This window comes from Phenylobacterium immobile (ATCC 35973) (genome assembly GCF_001375595.1).
In the GTDB taxonomy this organism is placed as follows: Bacteria; Pseudomonadota; Alphaproteobacteria; order Caulobacterales; family Caulobacteraceae; genus Phenylobacterium; species Phenylobacterium immobile.
In genome coordinates this window covers 126,433-149,783 of the sequence record NZ_CVJQ01000002.1, presented here as the reverse complement: position 1 = coordinate 149,783, position 23,351 = coordinate 126,433, and the positions used below count along the sequence as shown (strand labels likewise).

Here is a 23,351-nt window from a genome sequence, read left to right as displayed (position 1 = left end):
AGACGCTAGACCGGCACAGTCATCCGGGCGAGGCGTGGCCGCAACGAGGCGCCTGTGTAAAAGGGCGCGGTCTCGCGGAACATGCGGTCCAGCGCCAGGCGGACCGGCGCCTCGACGTCATAGTCGGCCCGCAAGCCTGCGGCGCGTGCGATCACCGTCGGCGGGTCGGCTTCCTCGATAGTGAGAAACAGGCGCGCTTTCCGCGCGGCCGCGCCCAGGTCCAGGCGCGAGGTCAGCAATGACAGCGGCGCAGATAGCAGCAGGCCAAGCGCCACCGGGCCGGTCCAGGCGAACAGCATGGGATCAATGCGCCAAGCGAGCGATGCCCAGGCGACGCCAGCCAGGGTGTGCCAACGGTGGCGACGCCAAGCGGCCCGCAGGCGAAGTTCGCCGCCATCGCGTTGCTGCGTCGCCCAGCCGGAGCGCCGTCCGGCCAGCACATCGAACACCGCTCTGGTCTGCATCAGCATGAAGACGGGCGCCATCAGCGCCGAGACGAGGATCTCGGCGATCACGCCCGTGGCGAGCCGCAGCGTGCCGCCGCAGGCCCGACGCCAGAGGCGATTGCGCAGCACCAGCGCCAGGCCCATGATCTTGGGCGCGATCAGCAGAGCCATGGTCAAGCCGAACAGGGCGAAAGGCGAGGCTTCGCGGGCGTCAGTCGGCGTCTGCTGGGCCCAGACGACGACGCCGAGGATGAGGAAGGCCAGCCACAGAGGCGCTGTCGCATAGGCCAGGACGCCGCGGAAGAGATGCAGGCGGCTGACCCAATGCAAGCCGGCCGCGGGGATCACGGCTGAATGCTGCAGGTTGCCTTGGCACCAGCGTCGGTCGCGCACGGCCATGTCGATGAGAGAGGGCGGTGTTTCCTCGTAGCTGCCAGCCAGGGCGGGCGCCATGCGGACGGCCCATCCGCCCCGGCGGAGAAGGGCGGCCTCGACGAAGTCGTGGCTCATGATGTGGCCGCTTAAGGCGTGGCTTCCCTCGATGTGAGGGAGGCCGGCGCATGCGGCGAAGGCCCGCGTGCGAATGATGGCGTTGTGGCCCCAGTAATTGCCCTCGTCGCCCGACCACCAGGCCTGGCCCTGGGCGATCACGGGACCGTAGATGCGGCAGGCGAATTGCTGCAGCCGGCCAAACAAGGTCTGGGCGCCGATGATCGCCGGCACCGTCTGGATCAGGCCGGCCTTGGGATCGGCCTCCATCGCCGCGGTCAGGCGCATGATCGTGTCGCCGCTCATCAGGCTGTCGGCGTCGAGCACGATCATGGATTCATAGGCCGCGCCGAAGGATCGGACCCAGTCGGCGATATTCCCGGCCTTGCGGTCGAGATTGAGCGGCCGGCGCCGATAGTAGACGCCGCCGCCGTCGGGCAGGATGTTGCGCAGGCGCATGACGCCGGCGACCTCAGCCCGGGCGACGGCTTGAAGGCGCGTGTCCGAAAGAACGAAAATATCGAAGAGTTCCGCGACGCCCCTGGTGTCGAGCTCCTCGCGGATGGCGCGGACACCAGCCAGAATCCGGCCGGGATCTTCGTTGTAGGTCGGCAGAAGCAGGGCTGTTCGGCTGAAGAGGATCGGCTGTGGCCGCCAGGGTTCCAGGTCGCGGGCGGCCCACGCCAAGCAAAACCCCGCCAGGGCGCTGGTCATGGCGAAGGCGATCCACGCGAAAAGGATCGCGAACAGGACCAGCATGGCGATCTCGGCGATACTGAATCCGCCGCCAGCGACGATCGCACCCATCGCCCATACGGCGCCGGCGGTGGCGAGGGCCGTGGCGCCCAGGATGACTGACCGCCGCCCCGCGCGGGTGGCGGCCAGCCTGCGGCGCGCACCGCGGACGTGATCTTGGGAGAGGCTCTGGACGGGCATATCGAGCGGCGCGCGTTCAGGTAGAATCTGCAGGGCAGGCGCGCTCGCCGCAGCGCGTTGCATCAGGCGGTCCATCGATAAAGCCACACTTCGGAACAGGGTTTGTCGGATAGCTTGAGACAAGCGCGGAGCTCCACTTTGCGGTTCCTGCCTGGGTCGAGTTGGAAGCTGATGCGCGCATTTCGCTCGCCTGCTGTGCGATCGAGGTGAATTTCGTGCACATCTGCGTCGGTCGCTGACGCTTCTGCTGTCAATTCTGCGCGGGAGAGCGCGGCGGGCAAGATGAAGTCGATGACGAACAGCCGTCGATCGGCGTGATCGTGCGCGGCGCCGGAACGCGTGGCGACGACCGTGGCCAGGGCCCCGGATTCGGCGACTTGGCCCCAGTGCAGTCGATAGGCGACATCAAGGGGCTGGCCCCGTCGCGCAGGCGTTGCGGGCGACCACCAGGCGGCGATGTTGTCCTGGGCCTCGGAGGTCGACGGCAGCTCCAGGAGGCGCACGTCGCCTTGCCATTCGCCCAGGGGCTCGACCCAGACATCGGGGCGTCGATCATAGCGCGCCTCCAGGTCGGCGTAGGCGTCGAGATCTCGGCGGCGCTGCACCAGCCCGTAGCCCGCGCCCAGTTGCTGGAAGGCGCTGATCTGGGAGGATGGGGGGTTCGACAGGGGCCGCCAACCACGCCCGCCGTCGCCTGCAGCCATCAGCAAGCCATCGGAATCATGGACTTCGGGGCGGAAGTCGTCGGCTGGGCGGCGACCTTCCCCGCTCCACATGTACATGCTGGTGAGGGGGGCGATGGCGAGGCTGGAGATATCGGTCCGCGGGTAGATCCGGGCGGACACGTCGAATACGGTCTCCCGGCCTGGGGCGATGACGAAGCGATAGGCGCCGGTGCAACTGAGCGAATCCAAAAGGGCATGGACGATCAGGCTCGTGTCCTCAGCCGCCGGCCGCTCGATCCAGAAGGCGCGGAAGTCGGGAAATTCCTCCCGCGCCCCGATGTCGACGCCCAGGCCACGGGCGGAGAGGCCATAGAGCTGATCCTTGGCGACGGCGCGGAAGTAGCTGGCCCCCAGGAAAACCGCCGCCTCATCGAAATAGTCCGATCGGTTCAGCGGCGAATGGATGCGGAAGCCGGCGAATCCGAGGTCGGCAGGAAGGTCGGCGGGCGCAGGACCGTCCCGGAACGAAAATTGTTCGCGGTTGTAGACGATCGGCGCGGCGCGGCCGTCGCGGACTTCGAACAGATCGACCCGCTTGGCGTAACCGCCGCCGCGGTGGAAGAACTGTAGTTGGAAGGGCAGGCGGTCGTTACGCCAGAGCGCCGCTTCGGGCCGAAACCGCAGGCTGCGATAGCCATCGTAGTCCAGGTTGGCGAGGATCGGGGGCAGTTCTGCTGGCGGCGGCTTGTAGGGACGGGCGGCGAGCGCGCGGGCGCGCGCTTGAAGGTCGGCGGGGCTGAAGGCGCGCGCGACGGCGGCGTGCGGCGCGGCGAGGCCCGCCGCCAGGGCCGCGGCGGGAGCGGCGGCGAGGAAGCTGCGACGGTCCAGGAGGGGAAGGCTCGGGAAGGCGGCGGCCGGTCCGGCCACTTCCCGCGTTCGTCTGGCAGTCAGCAAAGGGCACGCGGACGTTGTTGAACCTGTTCACCGGTTCGCCTTCGCCTGAGGCGAAAGCAAGGCGAGGGCGAGATAATCACAGGCGCCGCGGCGAGGCGCCTAGACTTCGGCAGGCGGCCGAGGCTCGCCCAGAACGACGGCGAGACTGCCGGTTATGATCAGCGCCCCGCCGATTCCCAGCGCCGGCGTCAGGTGGTCGCCGAACAGGGCGACGCCGATCGCCGCGCCGATCAGAGGCTCCATATTGATGAAGACGCCGGCTGTAGCCGAGCCCAGGCGGGCGGCGCCGTACTGCCAGGCGGCTGTGGCCAGAAGCGTCGCCAGGACGCCCTGACCAATAACGCCGGCCCAGGCCATGGGCGAAAGCGCCAAGTTGGGCGGGCCGTGCATGACGAAGGCGATCGGCGCCACGGTCGCCAGGGCGACCATGATCGTAGCGGCGGTCACCGCCAGCGGGGCCGGAGAGGGCGGGGCCCGACGGACGAGATGAAGCCAGGCCAGGAACACCAGGAGCGCGCTGAGCGCCAGGACGACCCCCAGGACAGAGCCCGCTCCGTCCGGCTTCCCGGCGATGATGGCGGCGCCCAAGGTCGCGGCGGCGACGCCGATCCAGGCGACCCGGCTGACGGTCTCGCCCAGCAAGCGCGCGCTGACCGCGATGAATGCGGGCATCGCGCCGACCAGCAGGGCCGACAAGGTCACGCTGGTCCGCGCCAGACCCTCGAACTGGACAAGGAACGCCAAGCCGTAGAGCGCGCCGCCGAAAAGGATCACTGGCGAGCGGAAGAGCCGGCGCGTGGCCGCGTTGCGCAGGGCGAACGGGGCGGCGGCCAGGGCGGCGACGGTGAACCGCAGCATGACCACATGGGCAGCGTCGGTTTCGGCCATGATCATCTTGCCGAGGGGAAAGCCCATGCCCCAGAAGCCGCCGGCGGCCACCAGCGCCAGGAAGGCAAGGGCCTTGCCTTGGGGCGCCCGGCCTGCGCGGGCGAGGGCGTCCATCAGATCCGGGCGGCGGGGTGGGCCTGGGCCAAATGCTCGTAGGCGCTGATGATATGATAGAAGGAGCTGGCCGGCGCCGGCTCGTGACGGAAACGCCCGTCAGGCAGGAGCTTGTCCCACCAAAGCCCGGGCGTCGGAGCCGCCAGATAGTTGCGCAGACCTGCCGCGGCCGTCAGCGCATGCGCGGGTTCGTCCATGATGAGGGCGGCCTTGAGATACTCGGTCTGCGGCCAGAGCCGCGCCTCGTCATCGCGCATGGAGAAATCGTCCCAGAGTTCGTTCACTGCGACCATCCGCTGGTGATCGACGCCCCGCGATCCGGAGTCGAAGAGGGTGCGTGCCGTGCCCATCATTGAGGAGTCCTGGGTGAGCCGACTCCAGCGGGCGATGAGGCCGGCCCATTCGAACTGGTGGCCTGGTTCGATCAGGCGACCGTCGTCGCCGTCGGCTGGCCGCCAGGCCTCATTGAAATATTCGCGAAGGAACCCGCCGTTGGGATCGATGAAACGCGTCATGGCGAGGTTCATGATCTCCTCGGCGAGGGGCACGAACTGCGAGGCGCCGGCCTCGACCATGCAGATCGCCGCCTCCACCAAATGCATGTGGGCGTCGGACTGGAACGGGAACTCGCCGGATTCCCGGAAGCCGCCGTTGGCATGGCGCAGGCCGTCCAGGGCGCTCATCAGGCTGAGCGCCTGAGCCAGGTGTTGGCCGTTGTCTGGCTCAGCGGCGTAGAGGGCCGAAAGCGCGAGCAGGGCGAAGGCCTGGTCATAGAGATAGGCGGTGTCGTCGATGTTGGCGCCGTCGGGCGCCACCAGGGTTCGATATAGTCCGTCCGGGCGCAGGTAATTCTTGTGGAAGAATCGCCACCCATGATGGGCCGCTTCTCGCCAAGGCCCGGTCCAACCCAGGCGGCCAGCCATGGCGTAGGTGTAGGTTTGACGGGTCTGGACGCGGGCGCGCCGTAGCGGCGTGCCCGGCCAGTGGTTCATATCCAGGCAGTCGTGGAAACCGCCGTGTTCATGGTCGGCGCCCAGGGCCCACCAGATGGGGAGGGCGTGGTTGGAGAGCCAGCGGGCGTACCAGCCGGCGGCCTCCTCGATCATGGCGAAGGGGATGGGCCCAGAGGCGGCGAAAGCCTCGGCGACGGACTTGACCCCTTGGCTCGAGTTCAGCGCGCTGACCAGAACGTCCTGGCCTTCGACGACGATGGCGAGGTCATGAACGCCGATGACGCCGATGCGCACGCCCTCTGAGCCGCGAGCGAAGACATTGGTCGACCCCGCGAACCGAACATCGCCTCGCGCGGAGTTACCGTCGGCGTCCTTGGGCGCGACCTTCCAGATCGCATCCCAAGCGCCAAGGTCGGACCAGGCGAAATCAACCGGCAGGACGGCCGCGCGGTCAGTCTTTTCCATGACCGCGTAGTCGACGGAAATCTTGGGCGCGTTGCGAAAGGAATCACCCAAAAGCACGCGTCGATCGCCATCTTCGTGAGCAGCCTCGGCCAAGCCGGCGCGGGCGGCCTGGAGCGTCTTGGGAGCGTGCCGTTCGAGCTCGGAGACCAAGGTCGCCGCAGAGGCGATAAAGTTTCCGCTGTTCCAGAGGTAACCCTCGGCGACGTAGGCCTTGGCGCGCTCCATCGAAGGCTTTTCAACGAAGGTCTCGATCGGCCGGACGCCTTCGCCGAGCCCGGGCTTGATGTAGCCGTAGGCGGCCGAGGGAACGGAGGGCACGACGCCCAGGGTGGCGATGGCGCCGGCTTCTGCGGCGTCGGCCGCCTGCAGGACCGCAGCGCGGAAGGCCTCGGCGTCCGGCAGGTGGTGGTCGGCGGACACGACGACGGCGACTCCCGCCGGATGGCGCGCCTGAATATAGAGCGCGGCGGCCGCGACGGCGGCGGCCGAGTCACGCGCTTCCGGCTCCAGAAGGATGACGCCGGTGGCGCCGGCCGCGGCCAGTTGTTCTTCAACGATGTCGGCGTAGGCGGCGTTGGTGACGACCAGGATGTCGCCTGAGCCTTCGATTCCCAGGACGCGCCGTACGGTGTCTTCGAAGCTGGAACGGCGACCGGACAGGGGGATGAACTGCTTTGGTCGGGCCGGCGATGACGTCGGCCACAGGCGTGAGCCGTGGCCGCCGCACATGATCACCGGGTAGATCCGCACACTCACTCCTTAAGCCCATTCCAGGCTGCGTTGAAACATCGCAGCGCGCGCGAGGCCTTCAACGGTGCGCTGGTAACCCGTCAGCCTCGTTCGTCAAACACTGGAATTGGACAAACACGAGGCGAACGGAGCGTTCGAAAGATCGTCGTTCTCTTACCTTACGTCCTTCTTGGCGCGATTGGATGCATCAAATGATCGGCGCTCCGCCTCATACGATCACGTCGCCTGCACAGCCTCTACTCACCGAATTGGCTGCCGGAACGTAAACCGGGCAAGTGTCGGAAAAGCACGCGAAACGACCATCGGAGGGCCGTTCGACACGGCGCCCCCCGCTACGCGTACCAAAGGTTTTCTGAATTCTTGGGAGGGCTGAGCGCCATGATGGGACGCAGCGGCGGCAGGGTTGGCGCAGTGACTACGAGGCGGCAACTGCTGCACGCCATCGGCATGATGGGCGGCTCGGCGCTGCTTTACCAGGCCATGACCACGATGGGGCACGCTGCGGAAACCCGATTCCCTGGGCCGCCAAAGCTGGAAGGCGCGCGTAAAGGGGCGAGCGTCATTGTCCTGGGCGCAGGCCTGGCCGGCATGTTGGCCGCCTATGAACTGCGCAAGGCGGGCTATCAGGTGAAGATCCTGGAGTTCCAGGATCGTGCCGGCGGGCGTAACTGGTCGCTCTACGGCGGCGACACTGTCACCGAGATGGGCGGCGCCGTCCAAAAGGTCGGCTTCTCCGCTGGCAATTATCTCAATCCTGGCCCATGGCGCATTCCGCACCATCACCGCACCTTGCTGCACTATTGCAAGGCCTTTGGCGTGTCTCTGGAGCCCTTCATCCAGTTCAACCACAATGCCTTTGTCCATTCGACCGAGGCCTTCGGCGGGACGCCTCAGCGGTTCCGATCCCTCGCGGCGGATTTTGAGGGCAATGTCGCCGAACTGCTCGCCAAGGCGATCGACCAGAAGGCGCTCGACACCCCGTTGACGGCGGAGGATCTCGACCGCCTCAAGGAGGCGATGCGTGGCTGGGGCATGCTCGACCAGGACATGAAGTACGCCAAGGGCATCAGATCATCGAGCCATCGCGGGTTCGAACTGGCGCCCGGCGGCGGAGTGAATGGCGCGCCCGTCCCATCGGACGTGCTGCCTTTCGACGAGGTCCTGAAGTCCGGCATCTGGGCGAACATGTCGTTCTTCATGACCGACGAATTCCAGACCACCATGTTCCAGCCGACCGGCGGCATGGGCATGATCGGCAAGGCCTTCGCCAAACAGGTCGAGGGGCTGATCTCCTACAATGCGAAGGTCACGCGCATTCTGCAGGACAAGAAGAGCGTCAGCGTCACCTACGCCGACACGGCAAGCGGAGCGGTGAGCGTGGCCAAGGCTGACTTCTGCGTTTGCACGATTCCCCTATCTGTCCTCAGTCAGATCGAAACCAATCTGTCAGACGAGAAACAGGCCGCAATCCAGGCCGTGCCCTACTCCAACAGCGTCAAGATCGGCCTAGAGTTCAAGCGGCGGTTCTGGGAGGACGACGACGCGATCTATGGCGGGCACAGCTTCACCAACCAGCAGATCAGCCTGATCTCCTACCCAAATTTCGATTACTTCAAAGACGGCCCGGCGGTGCTGTTGGGCGCCTTCGCGGGCGGCATGGGCGGCTACCAGTTGGCCGGCATGACTCCTGAGGAGCGGATCGAAGCGGCGCTTGAGCAGGGTTCGGTTTTCCACCCAGCGCAGTATCGCAAGGAATTCATGACCGGCGCGTCGGTGGCGTGGCATCGCGTGCCATGGACCATGGGTTGCTGCGCCCGTTGGAACGAGGACACCCGCAAGGACCACTACCAGACCCTTGTGAGCCTTGAGGACAGGGTCGTCCTGGCCGGCGAGCACGCATCCTATGTGGGCTGCTGGATGGAGGGCGCGCTGTTGTCGTCGATCGACGCCATTTCGCGTCTGCACGCCCGCGCGCTGGCGGCCTGAGGGGAGGAGCGATCATGATCAAAGCCATACTCAAGATCGGCGCGGCCTGCGCCGCGTTCGCCGTCGCTTCGCCGGTCCTGGCCGACGAACCCGGGCCCGGGGGCACGAAGCCGCTGGCGCCAAGGTCCGGCGAGGAGACCTATCGAATGGTCTGCCAATCCTGCCACATGCCTGACGGGAAGGGCGCGGCGGGGGCCGGCGCGGCCTATCCGGCGTTGGCGGGAAACCCGCGACTGGCGGCGGCGCCCTATCCGATCATGCTGGTGCTGAACGGCAAGGGCGCCATGCCGTGGTTCTCCGACAGCCTGAGTCACGCCCAGGTGGCCGATGTGGTCACCTATATCCGCACGCACTTCGGCAACGCCTTCGCCGCGCCCGTCACTCCGGAGCAGGTGTCCGGCATGGCGCGGCCCGCGCCCGTGGCGACGCACTAGCCAGCAGATAACGGGGCCCCGGAGGGGATTCCGGGGCCCCGCAGGACCGAGGGCGCCGTGAACCGAGTGGGGAAGCCCGCGGCGCACCCGACCTGTCCTTTTGTGAATATGCGAAGCGGTCGCAAACGGTGGGATGAGGTAGCGCCCATGTCGCTTGTCGGTCAAGTCTATATATGCTATTGATTATCAGATGCATCTATGTATCAATTGGGTCGTCCCGGCGCGCGGGAGGCGCGACAGATGATCAGGATTCCTTTTGGCGCAGCCTTGGGTCTTTCGCTCGAAACGCCGGGCCGAAAGACCTCGGGCGAAGAAGGCCCAGGCCGCGGCGGTCGCGGCGCGGCGGTCGTTCGCAGGCCCCATCGAACCGACGGCGCGCAGCCTGGCGGGAAGCGGCCGGAACACTGAGGCGCGGGCTTTGCAGCTGCGACTTGTTTGCAACATGGAAAGCCCATGCTACTGCGCAGCGCAGTCGAACAACCCCGGTAAGCTATGTCGTCAACTGTGATTTCCGATGCCGAAGCCGATGAACGCGCCCGGGCGCGCAAGAAGGCCCAGCGGCGCGCGGGCTTCCTGCGGCAGACTGTGCGCTGGCACTGGATCAGCGCGGCGATTTCGCTGATCGGGATGCTGGCGTTCGCCGTCACTGGTTTCACCTTGAACCACGCCGCCGACATCAAGTCGGAGCCGAAGACGGTGGAGCGTTCAGGTGAGTTGCCCGCCCCGCTGTTGCCGGCGCTCAAGGCCGCGGAGACTGCTCGTGGCGACCTGCCGGCGCCAGTGGTCGCGTGGCTGAAGTCGGAGATGAAGATCAAGGCCCGCAAGGGTCCGGTGGAGTGGTCAGAAGGCGAAGCCTATCTCGGCCTGCCCGGGCCAGGGACGGACGCCTGGGTGACGCTGGACACTGAGACAGGCGAGGCGGCCTACGAGCGCACGGATCGTGGCGCGATCGCCTATCTGAACGATCTGCACAAGGGCCGGAACTCGGGTGAGGCCTGGGCCTGGTTCATCGACGTCTTCGCCATCGCCTGCGTGGTGTTCTGCGTGACGGGCTTGCTGCTGCTGCAGTTCCACGCCCATGCCCGCAAGTCGACGTGGCCGCTGGTGGGGGCGGGGCTGCTGATCCCGCTGCTGCTGGCGCTGTTTCTCGTTCACTAGGGAGAGCGCAATGGGCGCGAACCACCACATTGTCGTCGCGGCCGCAGGCTTGGCTGGGCTGCCTGTCGCGGGCCAGGCGGCGGAGCTGAACGTCAGCCTCGAGCTGCCGAAGATGACCGTAGCCGAATATCATCGGCCCTACGTCGCCGTGTGGATCGAAGGCGCCGACCAGGCCGCGGTGAAGACTCTGGCGGTTTGGTATGACGTCAAGAAGCGCGACAACGAAGGCGTCACCTGGCTGAAGGACATGCGCCAGTGGTGGCGCAAGGCCGGGCGGACCACGACGATGCCGATCGCCGGCGTCAGCGGCCCCACCAAGGCGCCGGGCAAGCAGCAACTGGTCTTCACCCGCCAGCAAATGACCGGCGTGGCGCCGGGGGCCTACAACCTGGTGGTCGAGGCGGCCCGTGAGGTCGGCGGCCGCGAGGTGCTGCGGGCGCCGTTCGTCTGGGGCGCTAAGGGCGCGGCGAAGACGTCGACCGTCCAGGGGACATCCGAGCTGGGGGCTATCAGCGTCACGGCCGAACCGTAGAACAGACCAGAGAGGAACATCATCATGTCCGCCGCTTCCCGCGCCGCCATCATTGTCGCCGGCTGCGTCGCGCTCCTCGCGCCGACCGCCCATGCCCACCGCGCCTGGCTTCTGCCCATGGGCACGGTTCTGTCTGGCAATGACACCTGGGTCACGGTGGATGGGGCGATCTCCAATGATCTGTTCTACGCCGACCACGCCGCCATGCGGCTGGATGGGGTGACGGCCTACGCGCCGGACGGCGCGGTCCTGCCGCTGGAGAACACCTCGACTGGCAAGTACCGATCGACCTTCGATGTGCGTCTGGCGAAGCCTGGCACCTATAAGATCGCCAGCGCCGGCGGCGGCGACCTGCTGTTCGCCAGCTACAAGGTCGGGACCGAGACCAAGCGTTGGCGCGGGACGCAGGCGCAGATGGCCACGGCCATCCCTAAGGACGCGACCGAGGTGAAAGTCTCCTCCAACGTGCGACGTATCGAGACCTTCATCACCAACGGCGCGCCGAGCACTGAGGTGCTGAAGCCGACGGGCCAGGGCCTGGAGCTTGAGCCGATCACCCACCCCAACGATCTGGTCGCCAGCGAGCCCGCCAAGTTCCGCCTGCTGATCGACGGCAAGCCGGCCGCGGGCGTCGAGGTCGAGGTCGTCCAGGGTGATCAGCGCTATCGTAAGACCACGGAGATGAAGATCAGCACGGGAGCCGATGGTGTCTTCGAGGTGAAGTGGCCAGAAGCGGGCATGTACTGGATCGAGGCGGGCGTGCGCGGTGAGCCGATGAATGGCGTGTCGCGCAACGCGAGTTATATCGCGACCCTCGAAGTCCTGCCCGAATAGGCCGCGGCTGAGGCGCGCGACGCCATGCGGATCGCGATCCCCCATGGTCTTACGGCTGAGGCCACCCGGCCGAGGCCCGGTCGGCCCATTCGCCTGAGCGGACCGACGATGGGCGTGAGTTGGACGCTGCTCGCCAATGCGCCTCTGGCGGTGTCTGACGCCGCCCTGACGGCGGCCGTACAGGGCGCCGCGAACCTCGTCGTCAAGCAAATGAGCACCTGGGAACCGGAGAGCGATATCTCGCGGTTCAACGCCGCCCCGGCTGGCGCGTGGGTCGAGGCGCCGGATCACCTGTTGCGTGTGATCCGCGCCGCGTTGGTCATGGCGCAGGCGAGCGACGGCGCCTTCGACCCGACGCTCGGCGAGGCGGTCGACCTTTGGGGGTTCGGCGCCTGGGGTGCGGCGCTTGAGCCGCCGAGGCCGGAGCGTCTGGCGGCTGCGGTGTCGGGTTGGCGCGCACTGGAGATCGAGGGCGGCCGAATGCGCCAGCCTGGCGGCTTGCGGCTGGACCTGTCGGGCGTCGCCAAAGGCTATGGGGTGGATCTCGCCGCGCAGGCGGTGGCTGGCCTGGGCGTCCGCGATTTCCTAATCGAGATCGGCGGGGAACTGCGCGGCTCCGGCGTGCGCGGCGACGGCGAGCCCTGGTGGGTCGACCTGGAACACCCGGCCGAGGCCCACCTGGAAGAACCGCCATTGCGGATCGCCCTAACCGGAATCTCGGTCGCGACCTCCGGCGACTGGCGGCGGCAGTTCATCTGGAACGGACGTCGCTACAGTCACACCATCAACCCTGTGACCCGGGAGCCTGTTCGGACACGGCTGGCGCAGGTGAGCGTGCTGCACGACTCCTGCATGCAGGCCGATGCGATTTGCACGGCATTGCAGGTGATGGGCGACGAGGCCGAAGCGTTTGCGACCACGAAGGATATCGCGGCCTGCTTCCTGTGGCGCGAGGCGGACCGCTGGCGCGAGACCTTGTCGCCAGCGCTGGCGGCCCTGCTGGACGATTAGGGCTTGGGGTACTTCAACGGCGGTGTCGTCTTCGCCGTCGGCGCAGTCTTGGCGGGTGTCGGCGTCTTGGCGGGCGGGGCGGGCGTCGGTGGGGCGACGTAGGGCAGGCTGAAGGAATCGCGATCCGTGGCGCGGAAGTCGATCGCTTCCACCGTCCGCTCGACCCCATCGGTCACATACTTGAACGGCGCCATGATCGCGCCCACGCGGCGATAGTCGAGGACCTCGGTGGTGGTTACGGTCGGGCCGCTGCGGTTGACGATGCGGGCGAGCAAGCTGGTGCGGCGATCGAACCACAGTTCGCGGGGCAAGCCGCCGGCGGGACGGACGATGATCACCTCAAAGGTGCGGTCGCCCTGCTTGCGCACGCCGACGTAGGCCGTGCGGATGTCGTAGCGGCTGGGAAAGAAGTAGCCGAAGGAGCCGAAGAAAGCCTCCGAGCGAGCGCGGGCGACTGTGCCGATGTCATCGGCGCCCGTGGCTTGGCCCGTGGGCAGGATCTGCCACTCCGCTGCGCCGTTGAAGGCTCGCACGCGTCTGCCCGCGGCCTCATGCGTCTCGATGCGCTGCCCATAGCGGACTGGGTCGCGCCAGGATTCGTAGCGCACGCCCGCGCGTCGGCCGGTTTCGTGGACGCCGCGGATGGTGTTCCAGCCGGGCCCGCCGGAGACGGATCGGGCCTGGTTCAGCACGCGCTGGGCGGTGGCGGAATACTGCTGGGCGGCGACGGCGTTCTGCGCCGCGGCGCTGGGGACCAGGACGATGAATGTCAGGGCACAGGCCATGGCCGCGAGGATCGCAGCGGTGGTCTTGGGCATCGGGATCCCCTGAACGCGCGCGCCTTGCGAACGCCGCACGGCGAAGGCGGAACCATAGCCCGACCCGGCGCTCAGGGCCTAGAGCTTGCTCATCTCGGACGGCACCGCGTCCTGCAAGGTGCGGCCATAGCCACGGGGCGGCTGGCGGAAGACGGCGCCCAGAACGGCGGGGCTCGCACTGACGCCTTCATCATCGGGAATGACGAGCAGGCCTTGCGCGGCGAAGGCGTCACCAGCGCTGCGCTTGGAGGTGAAGATCGCGAGCCACGGCGAGGCCATCAGCGGCAGGAAGATTGGCGCGAAGCACAGCAGCAGGTCCGGCCGGAAGGCGCAGAGCAGGCCAAAACACAGGACGCCGGCGGCGATTTGGGCCGCCATGGCGCGGCAGGCGTCGGCGAAGCGCAGGCCATCGGCGTCACGCTGCTGGGCGCTCCAGCCGGCGTCGCGGCCGCGCAGGACGCGCAGGACCGATCGGGTGTTGGCGACCATCTGGATCGGGGCCATCAAGGCCGACATGACCACCTCGGCGAGGACTCCGCGCATTACGGTGCGACTGCCGCCGAAGGCCTTCAGCTCGCCCGGCCGGCTGAGCACGATGACCGCGCCCATGATCTTGGGGCCGACCAGCAGCACCCCGGAGATCCAGGTGCCCAACATGAAGGGCGTGAGCTCCGGGCCCATGAAATACCAGAGCGAGCCCCAGTCCGGGGGGAACTGCAACTGGATGGCGAGGCCGACGATCAAGGTGATCATCCAGAGCGGCGAGGCGATATAGGCCATAGCTCCCATGCCCAACTGGGCGCGGTTGATCGGGTGCAGGCCGCGGGCGCCAAGCAGCGCCAGGTGTTGCAGGTTGCCCTGGCACCAGCGGTAGTCGCGGCGGATGAAGTCGAGCAGGGTCGGCGGCGTCTCTTCGGCGCTGCCGTCCAGGGCGGCGGTGACGTGCACGGCCCACCCGGCGCGGCGCAGCATGCCGGCCTCGACGACGTCATGGCTGAGGATGTCGCCGCCGAAGGGCTTGTCGCCTTCGAGGATCGGCAGCTTGGCGCAGGCGGCGAAGGCTTTCACGCGCAGGATGGCGTTGTGGCCCCAGTAACTGCCCTCCGCGCCGGACCAGAAGCCGACGCCTGCGGCGGCCACGCGGCCGTACATGCGCACGCTGAACTGCGAGACGCGGCCGTAGAGTGTACGGGCGCCGACGATCGTGGGGGCGGTCTGGATCAGGCCGACGCCCTCATGGCGCTCCATGGCGTCTGCGAGGCGCAGGACCGTCTCGCCGGCCATGGTGGAGTCGGCGTCGAGGACGATCATAAAGTCGTAGGCGTCGCCGAAGTGCTCGACCCAGTCGGTGATGTTGCCGGCTTTGCGCTCTGTGTTCTGGGCCCGACGGCGCAGGTAGAGGGCGCTGTGGGCGTAGCGACGCAGGGTCAGGTAGCAGGCGTCCTCATCGGCCGCGATCTCAGGGCGGCGGGTGTCGCTGAGCACGAAGATGTCGAAGGCGTCAGAGACACCGAGCCGCGCCAGCGATACGTCGAGGGCGGCCAGACGGCCAAAGGCGGCCTCAGCGTCTTCGTTATAGAGCGGCATCAGGAGCGCCGTGCGCGACAGCGGCGCGGACGGACGGGGCGAGAAGTCGAGATCTTCCTGCTCTGCGCCGGTCATCAGGGCGTGGAAGCCCGCCAGCGCGCTGCAGAACCAGGTGGAGATCGCCGCGGCCAGCATCAGGAAGGCGGCGAAGCCGAGCATCTCTAGGCGCTCGAAGCCCTCACGCAGGTAGAGGGCGAAGGGACCGGCGGCGACGAGTGCGGTGAGGATCGCCGCGCCGCCGAACACCAGGGCCCGACGACGACCGATGTGGGCGGGACTGGTCTCCGGCTTCAGGTCCGGGCGATCGCCATGCAGTTCCTGCCGGGGCATGGCCAGAGGCGCCTCAGCCGGCAGCCAGGCGTCAGCTGCGCCCGCGTCCAGCCACGCAGCGTTGTCCTTCCAAGACGCCGCTTGGTTTTGGTCCGCCGGATATTGGCCAGCCGGTAGGCGCCGCGCCAGGTTGTCCATCGAAGGCTTCACTCTCCACGGCGGCAGGCGAGAACCTGTGCTGCGATGCAGCATCCATCAGAATCCCAGCCATACAATCACGGACATGTGAATTCAATCTTGATCAGACTTTCGTGCGCGCTCCGTGTGCGTTTTCTGCGTGGATAACGTCCGCCGGCGCCTCGGCGCCCAGGCTTCGATCAAGGACCAGCGCGGCGACGGCCACCCAGCCCACGAGGACGATCGCGTAGGCGCGCTCCCACCAGCCGACGTTGGCGTCGGTCACCGTGCCCGGGAACAGCAGGTGTTTGGTGAGCACGGTCAATATCGCCATAATTAGGAAGATGGTCGCGAGGAACAGCTTAAGTCGCTTGAGGTCGCGCCGGCGCCAGAGGCCCCAGAGCAGGAGCAAAGGGGCGATCTGAATGCCGAGGCCGAGGTTGATCGCCATGTGCCGCGGGTCGGGCCAAGGGTAGAGCGCGGCCGCCGAGAGGCCGACGCCGGCGGCGGCGAAGACGAGGGCCGTCAGCGTGCCGACCAGGCGGGCGTTGGTGAGCGCGATGATCGCCAAGCCGAAACCCAGTCCGGCGAGGCCCGCCATGAGGCCGGCCAACAGAACGCCGGTGTTGAAAATCGCCGGATCGCGGGCGGAAGCGCCGCCGAGTTCGCTCAGGTACTGGGTCGCGTGGTTGAAGCCGGGGTAGGCGGCGATCGCGGTGACGACGGTGGCGAGCGCCACAATTGGGCCGGCGACGCCGAACGCCAAAAGACTGCGACGGCGCGGGTAGCGGGGAGTCCCTTCGCGCTGGGGTTTGAGCCCCCAGAGCGGCCGCATTGCCGGGACGCGGCGGACGACCTCATAGATCACAAGGCTGCCCAGGATGGTCGCGGCGACGAGCAGCAGGGCCTCGACAGCGGCCGGCAGCCCGGCGGGCTTCAGCATCCAGGCCGCGGCGACCAGGACCGTCTGATGGGCCAGGTAGAGCGGAAAAATCGCGCCGTTCAGATAGCTGAGCACTGGGCCGCCGGCGTCGCGCAGATGGCGGCTTGCGAAGCCGAGGATCGCGGCGATCATGCAGCCCTGCTCGATGGCGAAGACCACAGCCCGCGGCACACCGTCATAGGCGCCGCCGCCCGGATGGACGTCCTGGATCATCACCAGGGGCAGAGCGACGAGGCCGATGGCCAGACTGACGAACCGCAGGCGTTCCAGGTCGCGCCAGATCGTCTCGCGCCCGACCACCAGAAAGCCGAACAGGAAGGCGGCGAAAGAGAGGGCGTGGTTGTACCAGTCGGCGCTCAGCCGGTTCGTCACACCGAACCAGGGGAAGATCAGGACGCGAATGGCGAGCAGATAGACAATCGGCCAGGCGAGCGCCCGCCAGCCGCGCAGGGCATGCTCAAGCCGTGGCTCGAGGGCGCTCACGAGCCGGGGCTGCATCAAGAGAACGGCGGCCAGGCTGTAGGCGCTTATGTAGACGAGGAACCAGAGATGGTTGACCGGTACGCCATTGGCGAGGCCGGCCGGGCTGAACTCGCTGGCGAGCCAACTGACGTAGCCCTGGGTCCAGAATCCCTTGTCTGTAGCTTCGATCCACGACTGGATCGGCACCAGCACGATGACGCCAAAGATCAAGGGCGGGGCGAGGCGGCTGAATCGGGTCTGCAGGATCTGGCCGGTGGAGCGGTTTCGGCAGAGGAACCGCAGGGCGGCGCCCGAAACCAGAAACAGAAGGGTCAAACGCCAAGGGCTGGTGACGAGCAGGGCCTCACGCACCCAGCCGAAGGTGTGACGCGAGCGGATGTGCCAGTCGAACGGCGAGTAGACCAGGGCCACATGGTAGAGGATCAGCAGGCCGAAAGCCGTGACCCGCAGCCAGTCGAGGTCGTAGCGCCGGGGCGAGTGCAGGCTCGGAAGCGGTGAGGGCGGGCCTTCTGCACGTTGCGTGTCGCCGCCGGCCGAATGCGCCGCCTTTCGGCCGTGGAGGAAAAAGGGGCCGCGCCACTCGGGGCGCGGCCAACTCAAAAGGGTCATGTCTCCTCCACGAGACAAACCAATTGAAGCGGAACGCTCATGAGACCGGCAATAGAACAAGAATCGCCGGACGCCGACTAATTCCCAACGCCTCATTCCGCAGCAGATTGCGGCGCTCGGTGCGCGTTCCCTAACCGCCCCAGCTGTGCAGCGTGGCCGGAACGAGGGTGGGCTGCAGGGGTTTCCTTATGCGACGCGGACACCCGCACCCGTCTTAACGAGGAACATCCCCATGAACGTCAGTGAAGTCATGACCGCGCAGGTGGCCACGGCCAGCCGCGACACCACCATCGCCCAAGTGGCCAAGACCATGGCCGAGGTCGAAAGCGGCGCCGTGCCGGTGGTCGAGGACGGCAAGGTCGTCGGCCTGATCACCGACCGCGACATCGTCCTGCGCGTCGTGGCCGAGGGTCGCAGCTTCGAATCGCCGGTGTCCGATGTGATGACCGACGACGTCCAGACTTGCTCCAGCGACGACAATGTCGCCGACGCCGCGGCGAAGATGGGCGCGCACCAGATCCGCCGCCTGGTCGTGCTGGACGACGCCGGCAAGCTGGCGGGCATCCTGTCGCTGGGCGACATCGCGCTGGACTACGGCGCGAAGGCCGTCGGCAAGACCCTCGAGGAAATCTCGGAAACGACTCCCGCCGCGCACTAGCAGCTTGGGTTGAGACGATGAGCGCCCGGGCGGGAGACCGCCCGGGCGTTGTCGTGTCAGAGCGTGACAGCTTCCAGTGGAAGCCGGTTGAAGCGCCTGTCGCGCTCTAAGTCTATGAAGATAGTCCCTTTTGATCCGGATCAGGTGTGTTCACCTGATCCGGAAAGGGTCTAGCTGGCGGGCGTGAACACCGGCTTGGCGTCCGGGCCAACGACGGCGGGCCAGCTGGCGCGGACCAGGGCCTTCAGGTCGGCCGGGAGGGGCACGTAGCCGAGCTCGGCGGCTTTGGCGTCGCCTTGGGTGAACGCCCAGTCGAAGAACGCCAGCGCCGGTCGGGCCTGGGCCGTGTTGGCTTGGCTCTTGTGCATCAGGATGAAGGTGGCGCCGGTGATGGGCCAGGCCTTGGCGTCAGGTTCGTTCACCAGCAGCAGATTGAAACCTGGGGCCTTGGTCCAGTCTGCGGCGGCGGCCGCCGCGGCGAAGCTTTCGGCGGTCGGGGCGACGAACTGTCCGGCGACGTTCTGCAGTTGGGCGAAGGCCAAGCTGTTTTGCTTGGCGTAGGCGTATTCGACGTAGCCGACCGCACCGGCGGTGTTCTTGACGAAGGCCGAGACACCGTCGTTGCCCTTGCCGCCCTGGCCGGTCGGCCACGCGACGGCTTCAGCCGCGCCGACTGCGCCCCACTGCGGGGCGGCCTTGGCCAGGTAGGTGGTGAAGAGGAATGTGGTGCCCGACCCGTCCGAGCGATGGACGACGGTGATTGGCAGGTTCGGCAACTTCACGCCAGGGTTCGCGGCGACGAAGGCCGGATCGCTCCACTTTTTTATCTTGCCCAGGTAGATGTCGGCGAGCAGTCCGCCGGTCAGCTTCAGCTGGCCGCCGCTGACGCCCGGCAGGTTCACGATCGGCACGACCCCGCCGATGACCGTGGGAAACTGCACGAGGCCCGCAGCGTCGAGCTCCTCAGCGGTCAGCGGCTTGTCGCTGGCGCCAAAGGTCACGGTCTTGGCCTTGATCTGCTTGATGCCGCCGCCGGAGCCGATCGCTTGGTAATTGATGGCGACGCCGGAGGACGCCTTCCATTGCTCGGCCCAGGCTGCGTAGAGCGGGGCTGGGAAGGTCGCGCCGGCGCCGGCGATCTGGCCGGAGGCGGCGGGTCCGCCCGCCGAGGATTTGCCTGTGTCCTGGCCGCCGCAGGCCGCGAGCGACAGAACCGCCGCAGCGGCGATAAGCATCCTGATCATCGTCAATCCCTCAAGATTTCATGCGCCGTGCGTCGCATGCGGCCGAACGGTCAGCGACCGCCTCCGTGCAACAGTTTGATGACGGCGGTGTGACGCCGACCTCCCGCACGCCGCGAGAGGTCGGCGTGGGGATCAGACCAAGCGCTTTCCGGCGTCGTCGATGAGCGAGCCGAGGTCACGGGCTTCAGAGGCCATGACCATCTCGTTGTGCGCCTTGCCCGAGGGAATCATCGGGAAGCAATTCTCCATCTTCACGACGCGGCAGTCGAAGATCACCGGCTTGTCCGAATTGATCATCTCCAGGATCTTTTCGTCGAGTTCGGCGGGGTTGTCGCAGCGGATGCCGACGCCGCCATAGGCCTCAGCCAGCTTCACGAAGTCCGGCAGGCTGTCGGAATAGGAGTGCGAATAGCGCTCGCCGTGCAGCAATTCCTGCCACTGGCGGACCATGCCCATCCATTCGTTGTTCAGGATGAAAATCTTGATCGGCAGGCCGTACTGCATGGCCGTCGACATCTCCTGCATGGTCATCTGCACGGAAGCGTCGCCGGCGATGTCGATGACCAGGCTGTCGGGGTGGGCGATCTGCACGCCGACGGCGGCTGGCAGGCCGTAGCCCATGGTGCCCAGGCCGCCGGAGGTCATCCAGCGGTTCGGCTCATCGAAGTGGAAGAACTGGGCCGCCCACATCTGATGCTGCCCGACCTCGGTGGTGATGTAGACGTCGCGATCGCGGGTCAGGGCGTACAGGCGCTGAATGGCGTACTGCGGCTTGATGACCTTGTCGTCCGGCGCATACCAGAAGCCGTCGCGGGCCCGCCAGGCGTTGATCTGGGTCCACCAGTCGGCCAGGGCGGCCTGGTCGACGCCGAGGTTCTTCGCCTTCCACGCCGCGATCATGTCCTCCAGCACCGAGCCCGCGTCGCCGACGATGCCGACGTCTGTGCGAACGTTCTTGCCGATGGACGACGGGTCGATGTCGATGTGGATCTTCTTCGAGGTGGGGGCGAAGGCGTCGAGCTTGCCGGTGACCCGGTCGTCGAAGCGCGCGCCGACGCAAAGCATGACGTCGCAGTCGTGCATGGCGTTGTTGCTCTCGAAGGAGCCGTGCATCCCCAGCATCCCCAGCCACTGGGGGCTCGACGCGGGGAAGGCGCCCAGGCCCATCAGGGTGGAAGTGACAGGCGCGCCGGTCAGGGCGGCGAACTCACGCAGCAGTTCAGAGGCGCGGGGGCCGGCGTTGATGACGCCGCCGCCGGTGTAGATCATCGGGCGGCGCGCCTGGGCGAACAGGGCGACGGCTTCCGCGATCTTGGCGGCGTCGCCCTTGGTGCGCGGCGCATAGGGGTGGGCGTGCTCGACCTCATCCGGGCCCAGGTAGCGGCCCTTGGAGAACTGGACATCCTTGGGGATGTCGATGACCACGGGGCCGGGGCGGCCGGTCGTGGCGATGAGGAACGCCTCATGCATGATGCGCGGCAGGTCGGCGACATCCTTGACCAGATAGTTCTGCTTGGTGATCGACCGCGTGATGCCGACCGTGTCGCATTCCTGGAAGGCGTCGGTGCCGATCAGGTGGGTGGCGACCTGGCCGGTGATGACGACCAGGGGGATAGAGTCCATCAGGGCGTCGACGATGCCGGTGATGGCGTTGGTCGCGCCCGGACCCGAGGTGACCAGGACGACGCCCGGCTTGCCCGTCGAGCGGGCATAGCCCTCGGCGGCGTGCGTCGCGCCCTGCTCATGGCGGACCAGGATGTGGCGCATCTTCGGCTCGGCGAAGATGGCGTCGTAGATCGGCAGGACCGCGCCGCCCGGATAGCCGAACAGGGCTTCGACGTTCTGGTCGAGGAGGGCGCGCACCACCATCTCGGCGCCGCTGATGAAGTCGGTGTCGGTATTGGCGTTTTCAGTCTGGATGGTCTGGTGGGCGGTCATCGGAGCGGTCCCTTAAGGGGCGTTTTGGGCAATAAAAAAGGCCCTCTGGGGGCCTGGGTGCAAGCGACCTTGACGGCTGACCGGTGTCAGTCCGCGGAGGGCCGCCTTACGAGTACGAGAATGGTGGTGCGCACGGCTGTTCTCTCGAATTAGAGGATCAGGGCTGTGCCATGCCCTGCGCCGAGCGTCAAGGCAGGCGTCTGCGGAAGATCCTACCCGTGACTACTTTGCGCCGACGCGCCAGGGCGGCGGCGCGCGGAGGCAAGCGCCGATGGACGGGTCGATGCGCGCCTCCCAGCCCGCGGGCCAGTTCTGCTGATAGGCGCGGTCGTAGTCCGACAGCAGGAGCATGAAGGCGCCCAGCGAGGAGCCCGCCGCCCAGGCCGGCTTGGAGAAATTGCCGGCGCGCTCGAAGAAGTAGACGTCCGGGCGCTCGGTCTCGATCGAGAGGTCCAGGCCGAAGAGATTGCCGCGCTTGTCGCGGAAGACGGGCAAGGCTTCCACGTCAAGCAACTGGCCAAGCTCGCGCTCGATCGGCGTGCGCCAGCCGACCCAGCTGTTCCAGACCGGCATGATGGCGTCATAGGCCGCCACGCTGGTGATGCGGGCGGCGTAGAAGTCGGCGAGGTCGCCGGGCGGCGGGCGGCCCAGCATGGCCTCCACTCGCGCAAGGATGCGTTCGGAATAATCCTCTCGGCGCGTCTTGAGGGCGCCGCGCGCGTGCAAGGCGCTGGCCGCTTCAGAAACAGAGATCACGGAAGCTGCTCCATCGCGCGCGAGTATAGGGAGGAACCGACGCTCAACCCTAGCCCCTGTTTTGCGGCGACGGCGAGGACGGGGCCTAATCTTCCGGCCAGCCCCATTTCGGCTCCACGCGCAGGCAGTTCTTGATCTCAGGGTCGATCTTTTCCATCCAGTCGTCAGGCCAACCCTCCTGGAGGGCGCGGTCCCAGTCGCCCAAGATGAGAAGGCTGGTCGCCAGAGATGATCCTACTGGCTGCGATGGAAATTTGAATCTGTCGATGTGGTCAAAGAAATACACGCCGTGCCGGGGTCCTGGATATTGAAGATCTAGACCAAAGATGCTGCCACATCCGTCACTGAATAATGGTACGGCTTGAGGGATAGACTGCCAAAATTCCCTTTCACTCGATCTGAATCCGATCCATTCGTTCCAAACGGGAACGTATGAAGAAAATTGACAGATACTCTCGATGTTCTCGCTGTAGAACTCTGCAAGCTCATCGGGGATGGGCTGGCCTATGATTTCCGCCATATAGTCGATTACGCGCGGAGAGAATTTGGTCTTCATCCGTCTGAGAAGACCTCGGGACTCCAAGGTCAGCGCGGCGTCGGTAACGGAAATCAACGTAGCACCTCTGCTTTTGATGGCTTTGATGATCGTGGAACGCCAGCTCTGAGAACATAGGGGGCGACGAGCCGGTCGATGCGCAACTTTTCGCGCATGAACTCAGCTTGCGTTGGTCTTCTTCCGCCCAGCGAAGCAGCAAACTTGGCCCACTCCCGGTTGGCCAATTTATGCGCCGCTTCACGGAGAGCCCAAAGGTTCGCCGTCGAATTTGGGTTTGCCCGAGGAATGATATGGCTCCATTCAACAGGTCGGCTGTGATGAACAACAGCTTGCATCTCCTGAGCGGAGATGCCGTTCGCTCGAGCAAACTGCTTCCGGCCCTCGTCGCGTAGCTTGTTGTCGCCGGCCTTACTGCGCAACGCTGGCTTGGTTTGGAAGGCCAACGGTCCAGGACTGATCGCCGCCGCTGAACGTGCGCCCAAGGCTATGAGCGCTTCGACACCCAACGGCGCGACAGCAGGAAGCAGTGCTGGGGCGAGCATCCAGCTATTTTTGCGCATTTGTCGCTGCCGCTCGGCCTCGAATATCCGACGTTGCTCTGCGAGAGGAAGCTCAGGCTGTCGAGTGGTTCTCGTTGATGTTGGATAGAGCAGTTCGTTCATCCGAGCCCCGGGTTAATCACAAATTCCAGCCCTAG

The 23,351-nt window shown here is 66.6% G+C and carries 19 protein-coding genes; 7 read left to right on the top strand and 12 right to left on the bottom strand.

What is annotated here, in order from left to right; genetic code table 11:
- Positions 1 to 5: 5 nt before the first annotated feature.
- The 4 genes from mdoH (BN1313_RS14795) to BN1313_RS14780 all read right to left on the bottom strand — a co-directional run bounded on the left by mdoH (BN1313_RS14795) (position 6) and on the right by BN1313_RS14780 (position 6,660).
- The gene (mdoH, locus tag BN1313_RS14795; protein WP_091743193.1) at positions 6 to 1,934 is read right to left on the bottom strand and encodes a glucans biosynthesis glucosyltransferase MdoH; all 1,929 of its coding nucleotides are present in this window, start codon (positions 1,932 to 1,934) and stop codon (positions 6 to 8) included.
- Complete coding sequence (locus BN1313_RS14790) at positions 1,934 to 3,463, bottom strand: OpgD/OpgG family glucan biosynthesis protein (RefSeq protein ID WP_218054404.1); 1,530 nt, start codon at positions 3,461 to 3,463, stop codon at positions 1,934 to 1,936. Before BN1313_RS14790 ends, mdoH (BN1313_RS14795) begins: the two co-directional genes overlap by 1 nt.
- A 126-nt stretch (positions 3,464 to 3,589) precedes the next feature.
- Positions 3,590 to 4,492: a DMT family transporter gene (locus BN1313_RS14785; protein ID WP_091743051.1), complete on the bottom strand. Its 903-nt coding sequence runs from the start codon at positions 4,490 to 4,492 to the stop codon at positions 3,590 to 3,592.
- Positions 4,492 to 6,660 carry an AGE family epimerase/isomerase gene (locus tag BN1313_RS14780; protein WP_091743049.1) on the bottom strand — a complete coding sequence of 723 codons (2,169 nt, stop codon included), beginning with the start codon at positions 6,658 to 6,660 and terminating at the stop codon, positions 4,492 to 4,494. The genes BN1313_RS14785 and BN1313_RS14780 overlap by 1 nt, the downstream gene beginning before the upstream one ends.
- A 378-nt stretch (positions 6,661 to 7,038) precedes the next feature.
- Here BN1313_RS14780 and BN1313_RS14775 point away from each other — a divergent pair, with 378 nt between their 5' ends.
- The 6 genes from BN1313_RS14775 to BN1313_RS14750 all read left to right on the top strand — a co-directional run bounded on the left by BN1313_RS14775 (position 7,039) and on the right by BN1313_RS14750 (position 12,615).
- A complete protein-coding gene (locus BN1313_RS14775; protein ID WP_091743047.1) occupies positions 7,039 to 8,646 on the top strand; it encodes a flavin monoamine oxidase family protein in 1,608 nt (535 codons plus the stop codon).
- A gap of 14 nt (positions 8,647 to 8,660) precedes the next feature.
- Entirely contained in the window at positions 8,661 to 9,080 is a 420-nt protein-coding gene (locus tag BN1313_RS14770) for a c-type cytochrome (RefSeq protein WP_091743045.1), read from the top strand.
- Positions 9,081 to 9,572: 492 nt separating this feature from the next.
- Complete coding sequence (locus tag BN1313_RS14765) at positions 9,573 to 10,238, top strand: PepSY-associated TM helix domain-containing protein (RefSeq protein ID WP_091743043.1); 666 nt, start codon at positions 9,573 to 9,575, stop codon at positions 10,236 to 10,238.
- A 10-nt stretch (positions 10,239 to 10,248) separates the two neighbouring features.
- A complete protein-coding gene (locus BN1313_RS14760) occupies positions 10,249 to 10,770 on the top strand; it encodes a DUF2271 domain-containing protein (RefSeq protein WP_091743041.1) in 522 nt (173 codons plus the stop codon).
- A gap of 24 nt (positions 10,771 to 10,794) precedes the next feature.
- Positions 10,795 to 11,604 (top strand): DUF4198 domain-containing protein, encoded by an 810-nt coding sequence (locus BN1313_RS14755; RefSeq protein ID WP_091743039.1) that lies wholly within the window; start codon positions 10,795 to 10,797, stop codon positions 11,602 to 11,604.
- A 24-nt stretch (positions 11,605 to 11,628) separates the two neighbouring features.
- Positions 11,629 to 12,615 (top strand): FAD:protein FMN transferase, encoded by a 987-nt coding sequence (locus BN1313_RS14750; protein WP_091743036.1) that lies wholly within the window; start codon positions 11,629 to 11,631, stop codon positions 12,613 to 12,615.
- On the opposite strand, the gene BN1313_RS14745 is transcribed toward BN1313_RS14750, so the two are convergent.
- From BN1313_RS14745 to BN1313_RS14735, 3 genes are all read right to left on the bottom strand, one after another.
- Positions 12,612 to 13,433 carry a hypothetical protein gene (locus tag BN1313_RS14745; RefSeq protein ID WP_091743035.1) on the bottom strand — a complete coding sequence of 274 codons (822 nt, stop codon included), beginning with the start codon at positions 13,431 to 13,433 and terminating at the stop codon, positions 12,612 to 12,614. The two genes, BN1313_RS14750 and BN1313_RS14745, sit on opposite strands and share 4 nt — an antisense overlap.
- A 78-nt stretch (positions 13,434 to 13,511) precedes the next feature.
- Entirely contained in the window at positions 13,512 to 15,488 is a 1,977-nt protein-coding gene (mdoH, locus tag BN1313_RS14740; RefSeq protein WP_091743033.1) for a glucans biosynthesis glucosyltransferase MdoH, read from the bottom strand.
- Positions 15,489 to 15,591: 103 nt separating this feature from the next.
- Positions 15,592 to 17,502: an acyltransferase family protein gene (locus tag BN1313_RS14735; RefSeq protein ID WP_091743031.1), complete on the bottom strand. Its 1,911-nt coding sequence runs from the start codon at positions 17,500 to 17,502 to the stop codon at positions 15,592 to 15,594.
- Positions 17,503 to 17,734: 232 nt separating this feature from the next.
- Here BN1313_RS14735 and BN1313_RS14730 point away from each other — a divergent pair, with 232 nt between their 5' ends.
- The gene (locus BN1313_RS14730) at positions 17,735 to 18,160 is read left to right on the top strand and encodes a CBS domain-containing protein (protein WP_091743030.1); all 426 of its coding nucleotides are present in this window, start codon (positions 17,735 to 17,737) and stop codon (positions 18,158 to 18,160) included.
- Positions 18,161 to 18,330: 170 nt separating this feature from the next.
- Here BN1313_RS14730 and pstS read toward each other — a convergent pair whose 3' ends face one another.
- From pstS to BN1313_RS16395, 5 genes are all read right to left on the bottom strand, one after another.
- Entirely contained in the window at positions 18,331 to 19,404 is a 1,074-nt protein-coding gene (pstS, locus tag BN1313_RS14725; RefSeq protein ID WP_091743028.1) for a phosphate ABC transporter substrate-binding protein PstS, read from the bottom strand.
- Between the two features lie 132 nt (positions 19,405 to 19,536).
- Positions 19,537 to 21,342 (bottom strand): acetolactate synthase 3 large subunit, encoded by a 1,806-nt coding sequence (locus BN1313_RS14720; protein ID WP_091743026.1) that lies wholly within the window; start codon positions 21,340 to 21,342, stop codon positions 19,537 to 19,539.
- 222 nt (positions 21,343 to 21,564) lie between these two features.
- Positions 21,565 to 22,098, bottom strand: a complete 534-nt coding sequence (locus BN1313_RS14715) for an SMI1/KNR4 family protein (protein WP_091743015.1) — start codon at positions 22,096 to 22,098, stop codon at positions 21,565 to 21,567.
- Between the two features lie 85 nt (positions 22,099 to 22,183).
- Complete coding sequence (locus BN1313_RS16400) at positions 22,184 to 22,654, bottom strand: SMI1/KNR4 family protein (RefSeq protein WP_141653169.1); 471 nt, start codon at positions 22,652 to 22,654, stop codon at positions 22,184 to 22,186.
- A gap of 53 nt (positions 22,655 to 22,707) precedes the next feature.
- Positions 22,708 to 23,316 carry a hypothetical protein gene (locus BN1313_RS16395; protein WP_141653168.1) on the bottom strand — a complete coding sequence of 203 codons (609 nt, stop codon included), beginning with the start codon at positions 23,314 to 23,316 and terminating at the stop codon, positions 22,708 to 22,710.
- Positions 23,317 to 23,351 lie beyond the last annotated feature (35 nt).

Excerpts from the sequence above, each read along its gene's own strand:
- mdoH (WP_091743193.1), bottom strand. The coding sequence starts at position 1,934 with ATGCAACGCGCTGCGGCGAGCGCGCCTGCCCTGCAGATTCTACCTGAA.
- BN1313_RS14785 (WP_091743051.1), bottom strand. The coding sequence starts at position 4,492 with ATGGACGCCCTCGCCCGCGCAGGCCGGGCGCCCCAAGGCAAGGCCCTT.
- BN1313_RS14775 (WP_091743047.1), top strand. The coding sequence starts at position 7,039 with ATGATGGGACGCAGCGGCGGCAGGGTTGGCGCAGTGACTACGAGGCGG.
- BN1313_RS14770 (WP_091743045.1), top strand. The coding sequence starts at position 8,661 with ATGATCAAAGCCATACTCAAGATCGGCGCGGCCTGCGCCGCGTTCGCC.
- BN1313_RS14765 (WP_091743043.1), top strand. The coding sequence starts at position 9,573 with ATGTCGTCAACTGTGATTTCCGATGCCGAAGCCGATGAACGCGCCCGG.
- BN1313_RS14760 (WP_091743041.1), top strand. The coding sequence starts at position 10,249 with ATGGGCGCGAACCACCACATTGTCGTCGCGGCCGCAGGCTTGGCTGGG.
- BN1313_RS14755 (WP_091743039.1), top strand. The coding sequence starts at position 10,795 with ATGTCCGCCGCTTCCCGCGCCGCCATCATTGTCGCCGGCTGCGTCGCG.
- BN1313_RS14750 (WP_091743036.1), top strand. The coding sequence starts at position 11,629 with ATGCGGATCGCGATCCCCCATGGTCTTACGGCTGAGGCCACCCGGCCG.
- BN1313_RS14745 (WP_091743035.1), bottom strand. The coding sequence starts at position 13,433 with ATGCCCAAGACCACCGCTGCGATCCTCGCGGCCATGGCCTGTGCCCTG.
- mdoH (WP_091743033.1), bottom strand. The coding sequence starts at position 15,488 with ATGGACAACCTGGCGCGGCGCCTACCGGCTGGCCAATATCCGGCGGAC.
- BN1313_RS14735 (WP_091743031.1), bottom strand. The coding sequence starts at position 17,502 with ATGACCCTTTTGAGTTGGCCGCGCCCCGAGTGGCGCGGCCCCTTTTTC.
- BN1313_RS14730 (WP_091743030.1), top strand. The coding sequence starts at position 17,735 with ATGAACGTCAGTGAAGTCATGACCGCGCAGGTGGCCACGGCCAGCCGC.
- pstS (WP_091743028.1), bottom strand. The coding sequence starts at position 19,404 with ATGATCAGGATGCTTATCGCCGCTGCGGCGGTTCTGTCGCTCGCGGCC.
- BN1313_RS14720 (WP_091743026.1), bottom strand. The coding sequence starts at position 21,342 with ATGACCGCCCACCAGACCATCCAGACTGAAAACGCCAATACCGACACC.
- BN1313_RS16400 (WP_141653169.1), bottom strand. The coding sequence starts at position 22,654 with ATGAAGACCAAATTCTCTCCGCGCGTAATCGACTATATGGCGGAAATC.
- BN1313_RS16395 (WP_141653168.1), bottom strand. The coding sequence starts at position 23,316 with ATGAACGAACTGCTCTATCCAACATCAACGAGAACCACTCGACAGCCT.